The sequence below is a fragment of the Lonsdalea iberica genome (genome assembly GCF_002111585.1).
Lineage (GTDB): Bacteria > Pseudomonadota > Gammaproteobacteria > Enterobacterales > Enterobacteriaceae > Lonsdalea > Lonsdalea iberica.
This window is the reverse complement of the sequence record NZ_LUTP01000019.1, coordinates 28268-45229: the sequence shown is the minus strand read 5'-3', so window position 1 is coordinate 45229 and position 16962 is coordinate 28268. Positions and strand designations below refer to the sequence as shown.

General features: G+C 52.8%; 13 protein-coding genes and 1 pseudogene. 6 read left to right on the top strand and 8 right to left on the bottom strand.

Annotated features, from left to right (window positions below; all coding sequences use genetic code 11):
- Window positions 1–21 precede the first annotated feature (21 nt).
- The gene (gene hemA / locus AU511_RS09315; RefSeq protein WP_094109486.1) at window positions 22–1278 is read right to left on the bottom strand and encodes a glutamyl-tRNA reductase; all 1257 of its coding nucleotides are present in this window, start codon (window positions 1276–1278) and stop codon (window positions 22–24) included.
- A gap of 209 nt (window positions 1279–1487) precedes the next feature.
- On the opposite strand from hemA, the gene lolB reads away from it, so the two are divergent.
- From lolB to prs, 3 genes are all read left to right on the top strand, one after another.
- Window positions 1488–2108, top strand: coding sequence for a lipoprotein insertase outer membrane protein LolB (lolB, locus tag AU511_RS09310; RefSeq protein ID WP_094109485.1), 621 nt, complete (start codon window positions 1488–1490; stop codon window positions 2106–2108).
- Window positions 2109–2126: 18 nt separating this feature from the next.
- Entirely contained in the window at window positions 2127–2984 is an 858-nt protein-coding gene (ispE, locus tag AU511_RS09305) for a 4-(cytidine 5'-diphospho)-2-C-methyl-D-erythritol kinase (RefSeq protein WP_100052962.1), read from the top strand.
- 112 nt (window positions 2985–3096) lie between these two features.
- A complete protein-coding gene (prs, locus tag AU511_RS09300) occupies window positions 3097–4044 on the top strand; it encodes a ribose-phosphate diphosphokinase (RefSeq protein ID WP_139823893.1) in 948 nt (315 codons plus the stop codon).
- 80 nt (window positions 4045–4124) lie between these two features.
- Here prs and ychH read toward each other — a convergent pair whose 3' ends face one another.
- A complete protein-coding gene (gene ychH / locus AU511_RS09295; RefSeq protein WP_094100497.1) occupies window positions 4125–4397 on the bottom strand; it encodes a stress-induced protein YchH in 273 nt (90 codons plus the stop codon).
- 293 nt (window positions 4398–4690) lie between these two features.
- Here ychH and pth point away from each other — a divergent pair, with 293 nt between their 5' ends.
- Both pth and ychF read left to right on the top strand, forming a co-directional pair.
- On the top strand, window positions 4691–5278 hold the full coding sequence (gene pth, locus AU511_RS09290; protein WP_094109484.1) for an aminoacyl-tRNA hydrolase: 588 nt from the start codon (window positions 4691–4693) through the stop codon (window positions 5276–5278).
- 121 nt (window positions 5279–5399) lie between these two features.
- Window positions 5400–6491, top strand: coding sequence for a redox-regulated ATPase YchF (ychF, locus tag AU511_RS09285; protein ID WP_094100499.1), 1092 nt, complete (start codon window positions 5400–5402; stop codon window positions 6489–6491).
- Window positions 6492–6601: 110 nt separating this feature from the next.
- On the opposite strand, the pseudogene tnpA reads toward ychF, so the two are convergent.
- The 3 genes and pseudogenes from tnpA to dosP form a co-directional block, all read right to left on the bottom strand.
- A pseudogene (gene tnpA, locus AU511_RS09280) lies at window positions 6602–6891 on the bottom strand (IS200/IS605 family transposase); the annotation flags it as partial.
- Window positions 6892–7063: 172 nt separating this feature from the next.
- Window positions 7064–7879: a DUF6694 family lipoprotein gene (locus AU511_RS09275; protein ID WP_094109483.1), complete on the bottom strand. Its 816-nt coding sequence runs from the start codon at window positions 7877–7879 to the stop codon at window positions 7064–7066.
- 448 nt (window positions 7880–8327) lie between these two features.
- On the bottom strand, window positions 8328–10886 hold the full coding sequence (dosP, locus tag AU511_RS09270) for an oxygen-sensing cyclic-di-GMP phosphodiesterase DosP (protein WP_094109482.1): 2559 nt from the start codon (window positions 10884–10886) through the stop codon (window positions 8328–8330).
- 573 nt (window positions 10887–11459) lie between these two features.
- Here dosP and dld point away from each other — a divergent pair.
- Window positions 11460–13208, top strand: coding sequence for a D-lactate dehydrogenase (dld, locus tag AU511_RS09265; RefSeq protein WP_094109481.1), 1749 nt, complete (start codon window positions 11460–11462; stop codon window positions 13206–13208).
- A gap of 97 nt (window positions 13209–13305) precedes the next feature.
- Here the strand turns inward: dld and AU511_RS09260 are convergent, their stop codons facing one another.
- From AU511_RS09260 to AU511_RS09250, 3 genes are all read right to left on the bottom strand, one after another.
- Window positions 13306–14949, bottom strand: coding sequence for a Na/Pi cotransporter family protein (locus AU511_RS09260; protein WP_094109480.1), 1644 nt, complete (start codon window positions 14947–14949; stop codon window positions 13306–13308).
- A 232-nt stretch (window positions 14950–15181) separates the two neighbouring features.
- Entirely contained in the window at window positions 15182–16174 is a 993-nt protein-coding gene (locus tag AU511_RS09255; RefSeq protein WP_094109479.1) for an ABC transporter ATP-binding protein, read from the bottom strand.
- Between the two features lie 2 nt (window positions 16175–16176).
- The gene (locus AU511_RS09250) at window positions 16177–16962 is read right to left on the bottom strand and encodes an ABC transporter permease (protein WP_094109478.1); all 786 of its coding nucleotides are present in this window, start codon (window positions 16960–16962) and stop codon (window positions 16177–16179) included.

Here is a 16962-nt window from a genome sequence, read left to right as displayed (position 1 = left end):
CGAAAAAGGGTGAGAAGAATGCTAGTTCAAGCCAAGGCTGTCACGCAAAATTTGCAAACGATCTTGATCGCCGTCGCGAGCAGCCTGCTGAAGAGAGATGGTTGGGGCATGAATTAGACGGTTGGTCAGCCGATGCGTGAGCTCTTGAACAATCGCTTCCACGTCCCCGCCTTGCTGAATGGCCGCCATCGCTTTAGCGGTCATTTCCTCGCGCAATGTATCCGCCTGAGAGCGGTAGTCGCGGATGGTTTCCACCGCCGTTTGCGCACGCATCCAACCCATAAACTCCGAGCTTTCTTGTTGCACGATTGATTCAGCCTGCACAGCGGCGGCTTTGCGCTGGGCCAGATTCTGCTGCACGATTGCATGGAGATCGTCCACGCTGTATAGATAAACGTTGGGCAATTTGCCAACTTCAGGCTCGATATCGCGCGGCACGGCAATATCGACCATCAGCATAGGTCGATTACGCCTCACCTTGAGCGTGCGCTCCATCATCCCTTTCCCCACAATCGGCAACGTGCTGGCCGTGGAGCTAATGACGATATCCGCCTGAGCCAGCTGTCCGTCCAGTTCGCTGAGCGCGATGACTTCCGCGCCCACTTCGCTGGCCAAAAACTGTGCTCGCTCACGCGTACGATTGGCGATCCACATCCGCTTGACCTGGTGTTCACGTAAATGACGCGCGACCAGCTCGATTGTTTCGCCCGCGCCGATCAACAGGACATTCACCTCGGACAACGATTCAAAAATCTGACGCGCCAGCGTACAGGCGGCAAAGGCCACAGATACAGCGCTGGCGCCGATATCCGTCTCAGTACGAACGCGTTTCGCAACGGTAAAGGATTTTTGGAATAGACGTTCCAAATCGCCTGACAATGAACGTTCACGCTGTGATTCGGCAAACGCTTTTTTGACCTGGCCCAGGATTTGAGGCTCGCCAAGGACGAGTGAGTCTAGCCCGCTGGCGACACGCATGAGATGGCTGACGGCCGCATTGCCCTCATGCCAATAGAGACTCTTGCGCACGTCTTCCGCGCTAAGGTGATGATACTCGCACAGCCAGTGGACGAGCTGTTCACGCCGATTCTCTTCAGCGTCCACGCTCAGGTAGAGTTCAGTACGATTACAGGTGGATAGCAGTACCCCACCCTGTATTAGCGGTTGCTGTAACAGGCTGTGCAGCGCTGCCCCGAGAGTGTCCTGCGAGAACACGATGCGTTCACGCAAAGAAACCGGAGCCGTTTTATGATTGATGCCAAGCGCGAGCAGGGTCATGAGTCTTCGAGTAATACCGATATTAGTATGGACTTCATCTGTGGGGGCATTCTACTTGAAGCCACCATTCAAGAAAAGTGACGGAATATGCCCCCAATACGGCGGTTGGTCATTTTTCGACAGCAATAACAATGATTGACGATAAACCTGAAGCCCGCTAGCGTGACACCTTATCCCGCATCATCCCTGTTTCTAAGGACGCCAAATCCATGTCAAAAAAACTTGTCCGTGGCCTGCAATTACTGCCTCTCGCGGGTCTTTTGCTCACGGCCTGTAGTACGCGACAGCCCGAGTTGCCCGGGCAAAGCCCGACCTCTCCGCAGTGGCGGCAGCATGAGCAAAAAGTACAACATTTAAGCCAATACGAAACTCGGGGATCTTTTGCCTATATTTCAGATAGGCAAAAACTTTATGCCCGCTTTTTCTGGCAACAAACCTCTGAGCAGAACTATCGCCTGCTCCTGACTAACCCTCTTGGCAGTACCGAACTGGAGTTGAAAGCACAGCCGGATAGCGTTCAGATTACCGACGGTCAGGGAAAACGTTATGCAGGTAAAGATGCTGAAGAGATGGTCCGCCAGTTGACCGGTATGGATATCCCGATGAACAACCTGCGTCAATGGATTGTCGGCCTGCCCGGCGACGCCCAGCAGTTCACGCTCGACCAACACTATTTGCTACACACCGTGACCTATCAACAGAGCGGGCAGAGCTGGAACGTCAAGTATCAGCAGTACACCGATAGCATCATGCCGATGCCGAAAAGCCTCGAGCTGAGTCAGGGCGAACAGCGCATCAAGCTCAGAATGGATAACTGGAAGGTTCAGTAAGCCATGTCCACGCATAAAATGAGCTGGCCATCTCCGGCCAAACTGAATTTGTTTCTCTATATCACCGGGCGCCGGCCAGACGGTTATCACGATCTGCAGACGCTGTTTCAGTTCCTGGATTACGGCGATACATTAACCATCACGCCGCATGCGGGTGAAGCGATCACGCTTCTGACGGAAATGAATGGCGTTCCCGTTGAGCAGAATCTCATCGTTCGAGCGGCCAAATTGCTGCAAGCGCATTGCCGTCAGCGGGGTCTCCCGTGTCTCGGTGCGGAAATCGCTATTGATAAACGGTTGCCGATGGGCGGTGGTTTGGGCGGCGGTTCGTCAAACGCCGCCACCGTGCTGGTCGCGCTAAATTATTTATGGCAATGCGGATTGTCACCCGACACGCTGGCTGAGCTGGGCTTACGACTGGGCGCCGATGTACCGGTGTTTATTCGTGGTCACGCAGCGTTCGCGGAAGGCGTCGGCGAAGCGTTGACGTTCGTCGAACCGGCAGAAAAATGGTATTTGGTCGCCCACCCCGGCATCAGCATTTCAACACCCGAGATCTTCAACGATCCCGATCTAAAACGTGATACCCCAGTGCGCACATTGCCATCACTATTGGCTTATCCCTTCGCCAATGATTGTGAACCTGTAGCAAGAAAACGTTTTCGTGAGGTTGAACAGCTTCTTTCATGGCTGTTAGAATACGCCCCGGCGCGTTTGACCGGCACAGGCGCTTGTGTGTTTGCAGAGTTCGACACCGAGTCTGCTGCTCGTCAGGTGCTCGACCAAGCCCCGGAAAATTTAAACGGTTTTATTGCTCGCGGTGCTAATGTATCCCCCTTGCAACGAACGCTTTCCGGACTACCCGAGGGTCGCTAAAAAACCACCGGCATCAGTGGTGTTTTAACGCTCTTTACCCATACCCGTATGCATATTCTTCCTACCCCAGTGGGTCGAGTATTTCTCTGGACGCAAGCTTGAGGTTCTTCTCGTGCCTGATATGAAGCTTTTTGCTGGTAACGCCATCCCGGAACTAGCACAACGTATTGCCAACCGTTTGTACACCAGCCTTGGTGACGCCGCCGTCGGTCGCTTTAGCGATGGCGAAGTCAGCGTGCAAATCAACGAAAATGTCCGTGGTGGTGATATTTTCATCATCCAGTCCACCTGCGCACCGACCAACGATAACCTGATGGAGCTGGTTGTCATGGTTGATGCTCTGCGCCGTGCTTCTGCTGGACGAATCACCGCGGTAATCCCCTATTTCGGCTATGCTCGCCAGGACCGTCGCGTCCGCTCCGCTCGTGTGCCTATTACGGCAAAAGTTGTCGCTGACTTCCTTTCCAGCGTTGGTGTTGACCGCGTTCTGACGGTTGACCTGCATGCTGAGCAGATCCAGGGATTCTTTGATGTGCCGGTAGATAACGTATTTGGTAGCCCAATCCTGCTGGAAGACATGCTCCAGCAAGATCTGGTTAACCCGATCGTTGTTTCTCCGGATATCGGCGGTGTCGTTCGCGCGCGTGCCATTGCGAAACTGCTGAACGATACGGATATGGCCATCATCGATAAACGTCGTCCTCGCGCCAACGTTTCTCAGGTGATGCATATCATTGGTGACGTCGCAGGTCGTGACTGCATCCTGGTGGATGACATGATTGATACTGGCGGTACGCTGTGTAAAGCGGCGGAAGCGTTGAAAGAACGCGGTGCGAAACGTGTGTTTGCCTACGCCACTCACCCAATCTTCTCCGGCAATGCCCACGACAACATCAAAAACTCTCAGATCGATGAAGTGATTGTCTGCGATACCATCCCGCTGGCTGAGAATATCAAAGCGCTGCCGAATGTGCGGTCGCTGACATTGTCAGGCATGCTGGCTGAAGCCATTCGCCGCATCAGTAACGAAGAATCCATCTCTGCCATGTTCGAGCATTAATCGTTCACGTCAGTGATGTCAGCAAAAGCCATCGGTTTTCCGATGGCTTTTTTGTTGGTTCGACTTAGGTGGACGAACCGTTAGGGAAGACGTTCTGTGCGACGGCAGCGTTTATCGAAATGTTTAACCCACCAATAGCGGTCCGATATCGTATCTCTACCGCCAAGCCGTGCGCCGATAAGCCAGACAATCGCGCCGGAAAAGATTCCCATCAAATCCAAATAGCGGCCCGAACCTGGCAGATGCCATCCCGGCAACTGGCTGACGATGGCATAGCCGACGCTGGCGACCATCAGCACAAGGCCAACACTCATCAGCAGATTTCCTGTCATCACTGCATGTTTGCGTTTCATACCCACCTCCTGAAAAGGATTAACAGATAACGGGGATGTCGTTGCACGCCCTCTTATTAGTTAAAATTATAGGTGCTACGCCAATTACCGTTGCGTAAACGATCACAGAAAGTGAATAAAAAATAGTCACCCCACCTACAATTTCTTTTCATAGTCCGATGAAACGGCGGCTTTATGCCTCCCGCGGCCGGCGTGATATTGGTGATCCCCTCTCCCTGCGTGTAAACTAGCGAGCCTGTTATTTGTCTCTGACATCAGCGTTACTGGCGTAACGCCCTATCTGGAAAAGTATCGTGAGCAGTATCAAACTGATTGTGGGGCTGGCGAATCCGGGTGCTGAATATGCGGCTACCCGCCACAACGCAGGCGCCTGGTATATAGACCGTTTGGCTGAATCCCACCGCCAGCCGCTTAAAGAAGAAAGCAAATTTTTCGGCTACACATCACGCCTGACACTTGCTGGTCAGGATGTTCGATTGCTGGTGCCGACCACCTTTATGAATCTCAGCGGCAAGGCTGTGGCGGCAATGGCGACCTTTTACCGCATCCAATCTGATGAAATTCTGGTCGCACACGACGAACTAGACCTGTTGCCCGGCGTCGCCAAATTAAAACTGGGCGGCGGCCACGGAGGCCACAATGGGTTGAAAGATATCATCAGCAAGCTGGGGAATAACCCGAACTTCCACCGACTGCGTATCGGCATCGGCCATCCGGGCGACAGAAACAAAGTGGTCGGTTTCGTTCTGGGCAAACCGCCTGTCAGTGAACAAACCCTCATCGATCAGTCCATTGATGAAGCGCTACGCTGCACCGAAATAATGCTGGGCGAAGGCATGGTCAAGGCCATGAATCGGCTGCATGCCTTCAAGGCGTCATAAGGTTTGACAGGGTCAATCGCATAACGCTCCTGCATGTGTGTATAATTGGGCGTCATTTTCATATTCAAACGGGCTGTTGCGTTAACAGTTTGATTAACAAGTTATTTAAGGTGATATAAACATGGGATTCAAATGCGGTATTGTTGGGCTGCCTAATGTGGGTAAATCCACCCTCTTCAACGCGTTGACTAAAGCAGGTATTGATGCGGCCAACTTCCCGTTTTGTACCATCGAACCGAACACCGGCGTAGTACCGATGCCGGATCCGCGTCTGGACAAACTGGCGGAGATCGTCAAACCGCAGCGTACGCTGCCTACCACGATGGAATTCGTGGATATTGCCGGTCTGGTTAAAGGCGCCTCTAAGGGCGAAGGTCTGGGCAACCAGTTCCTGACCAATATTCGTGAAACTGAAGCGATCGGCCATGTTGTTCGTTGTTTTGAAAACGACAACATCATCCACGTGAACAACAAAGTCGATCCGGCTGATGACATCGACGTCATCAATACCGAACTGGCGTTGTCCGACCTGGACACCTGCGAACGCGCTATCCACCGCATCCAGAAAAAAGCTAAAGGCGGCGATAAAGACGCTAAAGCTGAGCTGGCAGCACTGGAAAAATGCCTGCCACAGCTGGAAAACGCCGGTATGCTGCGCGCGATTGACCTGAGCGACGAAGAAAAAGCCGCGATCCGTTATCTGAGCTTCCTGACGTTGAAACCGACGATGTACATCGCCAACGTCAATGAAGACGGGTTCGAAAACAACCCATACCTGGATCAAGTGCGTGAAATCGCCGCGAAAGAAGGCTCTGTCGTCGTTGCCGTTTGTGCCGCCGTTGAAGCGGATATCGCCGAGCTGGATGATGAAGAACGCGACGAGTTCATGGCGGAGCTGGGACTGGAAGAACCGGGCCTGAACCGCGTGATTCGCGCAGGCTACGAGCTGCTGAACTTACAAACCTACTTCACCGCTGGCGTAAAAGAAGTACGCGCATGGACCATCCCTGTCGGCGCCACTGCCCCACAGGCCGCCGGTAAAATCCATACCGACTTCGAAAAAGGCTTCATCCGTGCCCAGACTATCGCTTATGAAGACTTCATCACCTACAAAGGTGAGCAAGGCGCTAAAGAAGCCGGCAAAATGCGTTCAGAAGGTAAAGAGTACATCGTGAAAGACGGCGACATCATGAACTTCTTGTTTAACGTCTAAATAAAATTTGTTGTCTTATGAGGTTTCAGCTCACCTCATGCCGGCCACAAAAAGCCGCCTTCTGTGAAGGCGGCTTTGACACGGTTCCCCCCTTTTAGGGGGCTTGAACACTATTTCTCCAACCCCAGTTGTATTTGTCTTTCCGCTTCCTCTTTTACTACTTTTTCTTGATACCTGACATATCTGCGAATAATCGCTTCGCTCGCTCTTACCGAGTTCACAAAATATCCTCTTTGCCAGAAGTGGTTTCCCCACGATTTTTTTCTTTCTCAGATAGGGAAATTTTGCGAACAGCCTTATCGCGGTTCGTCCTTTCACAAACCCCATTAGGTCTGTAACGCTCAGGCTGGATGGCGTTCTGTACGTGATCTATCCGCACATTGAGTTTCACAACCGTGCATATGCGCTAAGTAGTAGCGAATGGCTCCCATATGCAGTTTTAAACTGCAGGATAATAAGTTTCGCTGCAACATCATCCTTCGCCATATTTTGCACTACCGTCAGTTCGCTAATACCTGCAAAATTTTCTAATTTTCCGGTGAATTACCTACGGGTAAGTCACCGGAACTCTATTATTTATTATTGTCAGAATATTTAGCTTTTAAAGTGGCAAGGCGGTCAGCATCTTCATCAGAAAAATCGTCATCGTCAAGCATTGGTTTTCCCTGAGCGTCATTAATACTAACAACAGTAGCTGTAAATACGGCATCCGAAGGTAATTCGACATCTCCCCACTTCAAGTAAGGGTTTTGTGGCAGGGTTAAATCAGCCTTTTCACCTGGCTCTAAACCACCGGGAATAGTACTTATAAAGGTATCCGTGAACCAAGGCACCTGCCTGCCAGGGCTAGTGATGTCGCCTTTAAATTTAGCCCGAGAAATAGCTTTACCTGTCTTATTTTCCACAGTTAATTCAATAATTGGCTGATCTTTGCCATATTCTGTTTTCTTAAAATAAAAGCGTGAACGAGAAATAACGAATTCTTTCTTTTTCTCGAGATTTAATTCAGCTTTTTTTTGCTTTTCCTCCAGCTCCAAAATTTCTTGAATCGCCTGTTCTTTCTTTTTCTCAGCTTTTTCCTTTCTGATTTTATCCGCGTACGAGAGTATTTCTTCGCCTGTCTTACCTGACAAGTTACTCATCATCTTTTCTTGAACCATGGACATATCGTTAGCCATTTTGGCTTTCATCAAATCCCGCATGCTCACATTGCTGAGAGCAACGACTTCTAGTGCATCATCGTAAGCTGCGCGTTTGTTTTCGGGTAAAGATTCCCGCACTTCTTTAACCGATGTTTTTGCCGTCGCTTCACTCGATGTATCGATTTTCGGCTTATCACACCCTGCAAGAACTAGTGCAATTACGATCGCCATTCCTGTTTTTTTCATAATACTCCCCATTGAACAAATGTAATGCAAATGAATCCTAAACATCCAATTAAGTATTGTGAAGCATTATCAGCACGTTGGAAGAATTATTTTTAAGTGACAGCTATGATCGTAGGTATGCTTAAATTGAATTTTTACCAGTCTTCTATTTTAAAACCACAATCAAAATTTATAGAGTATTTAATGCACAAAGTATGAATGGTTGACTTGTGGAGGGTGTGCTTTTTAGGACACGAAAGAAGTCCTCATCATCGTCCCTGACGTCGGCTGGTCGATCTGGCGCTCATGATGGCTGAAGGGGAAGCTTTATAACCTCAAAAAACGAACACCCGGCCAAACCGGATGGTCGTTTCGATTTATTTGTGACCGGGGTTTGCATGTCATAGTCAGTAAGCAAACACCCCTATATTCACCCCAGACGTCGATTTCCGCCGCTGAGATCCGGCATTCAATGCTGCTTGACCGGACTAGAAGATGCCATCCATTGGTTCAAGCCGTTCGGCGGTAGCGGTTTCGAGAACAAATAGCCTTGAACCACCGGGCATTCCAGCGCAATTAATAGGTTGCGCTGATCGTCCGTTTCCACCCCTTCCGCCACCACCATCAAATCCAGGCTGCGTCCAATCCCAATGACGGCATGCACCACCGAACGCAGCCGGTTTTCCTTGCCGCACTGGTCGATGAAACTGCGATCGATTTTGACTTCCGTGACCGGAAGGTTGGCGAGGCTGGACAGGCTGGAGAAGCCGGTGCCAAAGTCATCCACCGACAGTCCGACGCCCAATGCGCGTATGCGATTGAGAATATCGAGCGTTTCATCCGTTAGCGCCATCATCAGGCTTTCAGTGATCTCAATGGTCAGGTTCGACCCCGCGAGTCCGTAAGTCTGGAGCTGGCGAGCCACATACGCCGGAAGATCCGGATGATTGAAGTTATATGACGAGAGGTTCACCGACACTACCGGCACATAAATGCCTTCCGCCCGCCACGCGGCCATTTGCCGGCAGGCCTCTTCTAACGCCCAGCGTCCGATACCGTCAATCTCGCCGATATCCTCCGCCAGACGGATAAACCGGTCGGGCGGCACATCGCCGAATTCGGGGTGATGCCAGCGAGCCAACGCCTCGACGCCAAACAGTTTTCCGCTCCGTGCACATACCTGAGGTTGATAGTGCAGATGGAGTTGCCGATGCGCCACGGCAGACTTGAGGGCGGCGCCGAGCAACAGTCTCTCACGCGCCAGTACATTCATTTCGGCGCTGAAGAATCGAAATACGTTGCCGCCAGACTTCTTGGCCTTGTACATGGCGTTCATGGCATTCGTTAGCAGCACTTCCCGCGTGGTGCCGCCTTCAGGGTACAGGCTAATACCGAGACTGGCTGACAAGCTCAACCGATGGCCGCTGATTTTGATTGGCTCTCGTACAATGCTGAGAACCTGACTTGCCAGCGTAGATGCCCGCGAAACATCAAAATTTGGAATGACAATGACGAACTGATCGGTCTCGGTGCGACTGATGAACTCATCAGAACGTATCCACGACTGCAATCGGTTCGCCATCGCCACCAGCACCTGATCGCCCGCCGCGTGTCCAAACATGTCGTTAACATCTTTGAAATGGTCCAGATCGAGATTAAAAAAACCGATCTTCTGGCTGGAGGAGGCGAGCAGATCATCCACATGGCAATGCATATAGCTGCGATTGGGTAATCCGGTAAGCGCATCGAATCTAACGACTCTCGCCATCTGCCGACGATTGTCTTCTCGTTCAATCGCTAGAGTACACAGATGGATGCTCGCGTCGGCGATATGTTCAAGAAAAGTGTTCGGTTTCAAACCCTGCCGAAAATAGAAGGCGAAGGTGCCCAAAACCCGACCATCGCGCTGTTTGATAGGATAGGTCCAGCAGGCCCGCAGACCATGCGGTAATATTTGATGCTTATAAGGCGCCCAAAGTGGATTGGTTTCGATGTCATCCACCATCACCGACTCGCCTCTGAACGCGGCCGTTCCGCAGCCCGCAACGCCTTCGCCTATCTCTACGCCTTCCCAGTCAGGGCCGTAAGAGTCGTGAAAACTGGGCGCGGCCCAGGGACGAAGCTTGTTGTCCTCAACCCGACAGACGGAGACCAAAACATTGGGAACAATCGCTTCTATGCGACGACACAGGAAATTGCCGAGCTCGCTGAACGACAGGCTGCTGGTCAGCGCTTCCAGCGCATCTCGCTCTAAATCCTGGATCAGCCGCTCCTCGGTCACATCCGACAGCACGACCACATAATTTTTGATCTGCTCGTTATTTCTCTCGTCGAAGATGGGATTAACGGAAAAGCGCACCCAGACGTCTCGACCGTCTTTGGTCAGCGTCAGAATGTCGCCGTGGACGCCGAGCCAGTCCTGAGTTTTAGTGCGTAAGGTGTCTAATAACGATTTGTCTGTGCGGGGGCTAGCCAGCAGTTCGCTCGGACCTTTGCCAATGGACTCTTCGGCCGTATAACCGAACAGCGAAGTAAAAGCACGATTGATTTGAACAATTCGTCGAGCCGCATCCAACACGCAAACAACGCGGTCGGTATTGTTGATCGCCAGCAGCAGCAGTCGGGTCTCTTCCCGACGGGCGACTTCATCCGTGACGTCACGGGCGATCGCCATGAAATGGATGCGTCCTCCGACATCGACCTTAGACAGGAAAAACTTCGCCCAAAGCTGTTGTCCATCCCGCTTTTCCATAAGGATATCGCGACTCATCGCTTCTGGTCGGGGTAAGTTTGGCTGCCGAATCCTGCGGATATAGCGGCCATACACTTCCCGCATAGCCTTGGGCAACAGCAGGCGTATATGTTGTCCCAGCACGTCGTCGCGAGCGTACCCCCACAGCCTTTCTGCGGCCGCATTAAAAAACAGGACGCGGTCGCATTCATCAATGAGGACGACAGCTAACATCGTCTGCTCCAAAGCGGGGAGCAATATGTGATAGTAATCAGCGCCCGGACCTTCCATCTTCATTGTTATTTCCTCCATACAGACGGGTTATCGTTCCTTTATCGATAAGTCCATCTGCAGCAATCTCGATTTAAGCAGCCCTAGGCACCAGGTTGACTGCATGGGTACACGAATGGATATTACGCCGCCGTCCTGGCCGGTCACCGACTCATGTCAGGGGCTTTCAACAGGAAAACCAGAAATGGCGGGAAACATAAACGCTGGCCTGGGGTTTTTGTCTTATCGGCACAACGGAGTAAACATTGAACTTTTGCTATGACCGGTGACAGGCACAGATAAGAAAACGTTTACACAGTTTGCCTGCCAGTTTCACCACCTTCACGCTCTTTCCACACGCTCAATCGCAGTCATCCAGTATGCCATCGAAGCACGCCCTTTTTGTGGTGATAATTAGATGAATTTAACTTATCCATTAACATGTTATTCACGTTCGGGGGCGGTTAAAAAACGCTTTCCGGCCTCCAAGTGAACGGCCGTTACAATAGCTCACCGAGCATTCCGGGGATACGCGCAAAAATCTGAATAAGCACTATCCTTTTATAGAAATCATAAGATTAATTAACAGGACGGACTCTCATGCAGGATCATGCAACTTCAACCACGCTGAGTGGAAACGCCCAGGAACTCATAGACACCCTCACCCATATCGTCGGTAAATCTCATATCCTCACGGACACGCACAAAACTGAACGCTATCGAAAAGGTTTCCGCTCCGGTCAAGGAGAGGCGCTTGCCGTTGTCTTTCCGGGGTCGCTACTGGAACAATGGAAAGTATTCAAGGCCTGCGTGGAAGCCGATCGCATTGTGATTATGCAGGCCGCTAATACCGGTCTGACCGAAGGTTCTACTCCTAGCGGCGACGGCTATGACCGTGAAATCGTTATCATCAACACCCTCCGACTGGATAAGGTGCAACTGTTGGATCAGGGGCGACAAATCGTCGCACTGCCCGGCAGTACGCTATGGCATTTGGAGCGCGTGCTAAAGCCATTAGGTCGCGAACCGCACTCGGTGATTGGCTCATCTTGTATCGGCGCATCGGTCATTGGGGGGATCTGCAATAACTCCGGAGGTTCGCTGGTGCATCGCGGTCCCGCCTATACGGAAATGGCGCTGTACGGCCGAGTGAACGATCAAGGCCAGGTAGAGCTGGTCAATCATCTGGGGATTGATTTGGGCGAGACGCCGGAGCAGATTCTGATCCGTCTTGAACAACGTCAGTATACCGAGGCGGACGTGGTCAATGATGAGCGACAGGCGTCCGACCACGAGTACGCCGACCGTGTCCGTGACGTGGATGCCGATACCCCCTCCCGCTTCAATGCCGACGAACGTCGCCTATTTGAAGCCGCAGGCTGCGCCGGAAAGCTGGCCGTCTTTGCCGTTAGACTGGATACATTTCCGGCGCAAAAGTCTCAGCAGGTCTTCTACATCGGCACGAATCAGCCTCAGGTGCTGACCGAGCTTCGTCGCCATATTCTGGCGAATTTCACTCATTTGCCGGTCGCGGGAGAATATCTCCACCGCGACATGTTCAATATCGCTGAGGTCTACGGCAAAGATACTTTCGTCATGATCGACAAGCTAGGCACCGACAAAATGCCTATGTTCTTTAACCTCAAAGGACGAATGGACGCCATTTTCGATAAAATCCCCTTCCTCCCGTCGCACCTTGTGGATCGCACCATGCAGCTACTTAGTCGTTTGCTGCCCTCTCAGTTACCTGAGCGGATGCGGGCCTATCGTGACCGCTACGAGCATCACCTGATGCTGAAAATGGCGGGAGATGGGATCGACGAGGCGCATCGCTGGTTGGAAAGCTATTTCCGCGAGGCGGACGGCGAATTTTTCGCTTGTACGCCAGAAGAAGGCAATAAAGCGTTCTTGCATCGGTTCGCCGCCGCCGGAGCCGCTATTCGTTATCACGCGGTGCATAGCCGCGAGGTGGAGAACATTCTGCCGCTGGATATCGCGCTGCGTCGTAACGATCGGGAGTGGTTTGAGCACCTGCCGCCGGAAATCAGCAATCAGCTAGTGCATCGCCTCTATTACGGACACTTTATGTGCCACGTTTTCCATCAGGATTACATCGTGAAAAAAGGCGTCGATACCCATAAGCTGAAAGAACAGATGCTGGAACTCCTCGACAAGCGAGGCGCGGAATACCCTGCAGAGCACAACGTCGGCCATTTATATCAGGCCAAACCACAGCTTAAGGCGTTTTATCAGCAGAATGATCCGACCAATACCCTCAATCCCGGTATCGGGAAAACCACTAAGCTGAAAAATTGGGGCTGTAGCTGCAACGACAGTTCACACCACTAGCCCTGCGGCAAACTCACCTTTTGGGCTTCGCACACTCTCGCGAAGCCCTGATTTACGAGTATCCCCCTCAATCACGCTTTCGACAGCGCGCACGCCGTTAGCTGGCTTCCGTCACGTCACGGTCGCCATCGTCCCGATCCTCAAGCTCCAGCACGCTGTACGCCACCGAACAGAATAGCGAGTTTAGACGCTTCATATCGCCCAACAGCCCTAAATGCAGCGAACTGGTTTCCAGACTCTGCACGTTCTTCTGCCGCAGACGCTCGACGTGCGTGTGAGCGAAACGACGATCCATGATACGGAAGCGGTGCTTGGAACGACGCAGACGTTTTGCGCTGGCGAGATCGTTGTTGAAAAACACGGTCTGGCTCATCCGTAGGTTGTCGAGCAGTCGGGAATAGAGCGCATCCAGCTCTTCCAACCCTTCGGCGGAAAACGCCCGGCGTGATGCCTGCGCCTTTGCGCGAATGTCGCCGGCCATTTTTTCCAGGATATCGCCCGCCTGCTCCAAATTCATGGTGACTTCGATGACCTCCGCCCAGCGGCGCGAGTCGCTCTCACCCAAATCCTCTTTGGCCATTCGCGCCAGATAGAGTTTGATCCCGGTGTAAAGCACGTCCACATCGTCATCCAGACGACGGATGGTTTTCTCCTGCAGATGATTGCCGTGCATCATTTCGTGGGTGAGAATCAGCATATTTTCCACGATGTCCCCCATCCTTAAGGTTTCCCGAGCGGCATTGGCCAGCGCTAGCGCCGGGGTATCCAGCACGCTGAGATCCAAATGACGCGGACGCAGACGCGGGTCTTGCTCTTGATTATCGCGGAGCAGCAACTGGCACCACTCCGCCATGCGCCCCGTTACCGGCAACATCAGCAAACAACGCAGCAGGTTGTAAACCACGTGGAAATAGATGACCAGGTTCTCGGTGCTGACGGGCAATTTTTCCATTTCCACCGCCAACATCTCGACGAAAGGCAGCACCACCACGCAGCCGACGAGTTTGAACAGCAGGCTACCCAATGCGACTCGGCGACCATCGATGCTCTGTTTACTTGCGTTGATCATCGCCAGCATGCCGCTGCCCAGATTGGCGCCGACCACCAGACAGAGCGCGACCTTCAACGAAATCACGCTGGTCGCCGTCAACGTCGCGGTCAGCAACACGGCCGCCAGGCTGGAGTAGCTGACGATAGCGAACAAGGCGCCGATCAGCGCATCCAGCAAGATGTCGCCCGTCAGCGAAGAAAACAGCACCTTCACCCCGGCCGCCTGGGTAATCGGCGTGGCGGCATTCACGATCAGCTCCAGCGCCAGCAGAATCAGTCCGAGACCGATTAGCACTCGCCCCATCTGTCCGATGCGCGCTTGTTTACGACTCAGGAACAGTGAGACGCCGCTGAATATCAGCAGCGGAGAGAGCCATGAAAGATCAAAGGTCAGAATACGTACCATGAGCGCGGTGCCGACGTCCGCACCCAGCATAATCACCAGCCCAGGCGCCAAGGCAATCAAGCCCTGAGAAACGAACGACGTGACCAGCAACATGGTGGCGTTGCTGCTTTGCACCAACGCGGTGACCACAATTCCAGCCATAAAGGCCAGCGGCTTGTGGCTGACATTCTTGCTGAGCATACGACGCAATTCTGCGCCATACACTCGCATGATGCCGGTACGGACAATGTGCGTCCCCCAAACCAGCAACGAAACGGCGGACAACAAATGCAGCAGTATCAACAAAACAGAGAGCTCCTTAACAGTCAGCGATCAACGTTCCTTATCGCAAGTGATGTGGCGGAAATGGGGCGCGCGGCAGAAAAAACTATCCAGTTGCCCCTCTCCGCCGCCACTCTTTAGCCAGTGAAGAACATCGGCGGCGGCCCTGAGTCAGGGGGGCGTCGCCCTCAGATGCGGTTAACCGAGTTCTGGTTAAGCTTTTGTGAGACTCTCGGTCCGTCCGAAAAAGATAGCGTCAGGCCACCTCCTGAACAGTCGCCAGATCGAGACTTAACCCCACCTGAGCGCCTTGATCGTACGCCTGCTCCATCGAGCGGTTGAGCGTATCCACCTGCAGTTCGATGCCCTGCGTCATCACCCGATAGCGAATCACGTTGCCGAGCAGGCTATGGCTGACGATCGTCGCCGGCACGCCCTGCTGCGGATGAGTCAGCGAGATCGACTCAGGGCGAATAGCCACTTGCTGCGTAAATGTCTGGCCGGTCAGACGGAACGCCTGTTCCGCGCTTAACAGATTGTAGTTGCCAATGAAGCCGGCCGCGAATGCATTAACCGGCTGCGTATACAGTCGCGCCGCGTCACCATTCTGCACGATTTCGCCCTTATTCATCAGAACGATGCGGTCGGATAGCGTCAAGGCCTCTTCCTGATCGTGGGTCACAAACAGCGCGGTCAGCTTCAGCTCACGCTGGATAGTGCGAATTTGCTCCCGCAGGTGGCGGCGGATCCGGGCGTCCAGCGCGGAAAGCGGCTCGTCAAGCAACAGCAGCCGGGGTCGCGTCACCAGCGAACGCGCCAGCGCCACGCGCTGACACTGACCGCCGGAAAGCTGATGCGGATATCGCCGGGCGAACGTTTCGAGTTCCACTAGCGCCAGAACCTCCGCCACGCGGCGATGCACTTCATCACCCGACAGTTTTTGCATTTTCAATCCGAAAGCGACATTGCCTTCCACCGTCATATTGGGGAATAACGCGTAACTCTGAAACACCATGCCAATCCCGCGCTTTTGGGGTGATAGCGGCACGATATTCTGCCCTTGTAGCAGGATCTGTCCGCTATCGACCGGGGTGAGACCGGCGATACAGCGTAACAATGTGGATTTCCCACAGCCGCTCGGGCCCAGCAGCGTCACGAATTCGCCCTCTTCCGCCATGAAGTCGATGCGGTTGAACACAGAGGTTGACCCAAAACTTTTAGTCAGTTGCGTCACGTGCAGATAGGCCATGTTTACCCCTTATCTTTATTTAACAAATTCGCCAGCCACGTCACAACCAGCACGACGAAGAAATAGGAGATCACCAGCGCGCTGGTGAAGTGTCCGCTGCCGTTACGCATGTTGAACAGGTAGACCTGCAAGGTTTCATAGCGGCTTCCCACCAGAAGATTGGCGAAGACGAACTCACCGATTAAAAAGGAAAAAGAGAGCAGGACGGCAATAAAAGCGCCCTTACGCAAATTAGGCAGCACCACTCGCCATGCCGCCTGCCAGGTACTGGCGCCCAACAGGTGGGCGGCATCGATCAGCTCGCGCAGATTAATCGCCTGCAAATTGTTGGTGATTGTCCGATAGATAAACGGCAGCGCGATGGTGAAATAGCAGCCGATAAGGATCCACGGCGTGCCGGTCAGCATCAGCGGTTCCGAAGAGTACAACTGCAGCAGCCCCACGGAAGAAACAATGGGCGGCACCGCAAAGGGGAGCAAAATCAGGATATTCATCACCGCGTCCAGACGGGGAAACTGATAGGCGATGACGAACATCGCCGGCAGAATCAATATCAGCGACAGCAGCAGCGAAACACAGCAGATTAATAAGGAGTGCCACAACGCCGTCAGAAAGCGCGGATCGAGCCATAGACTTTTCATCCACTTCAGCGTGAAACCTTCTGGCAATACGGTGGCGGCCCACTGGGTGGCGAAGGCATAGACCAGCGTTGCCGCCAGCGGCAGCACCAACACGAACAACAGCGTCCCCACCATGAAACGGTGGTAGACGTGTTCAGAGAAAGACAT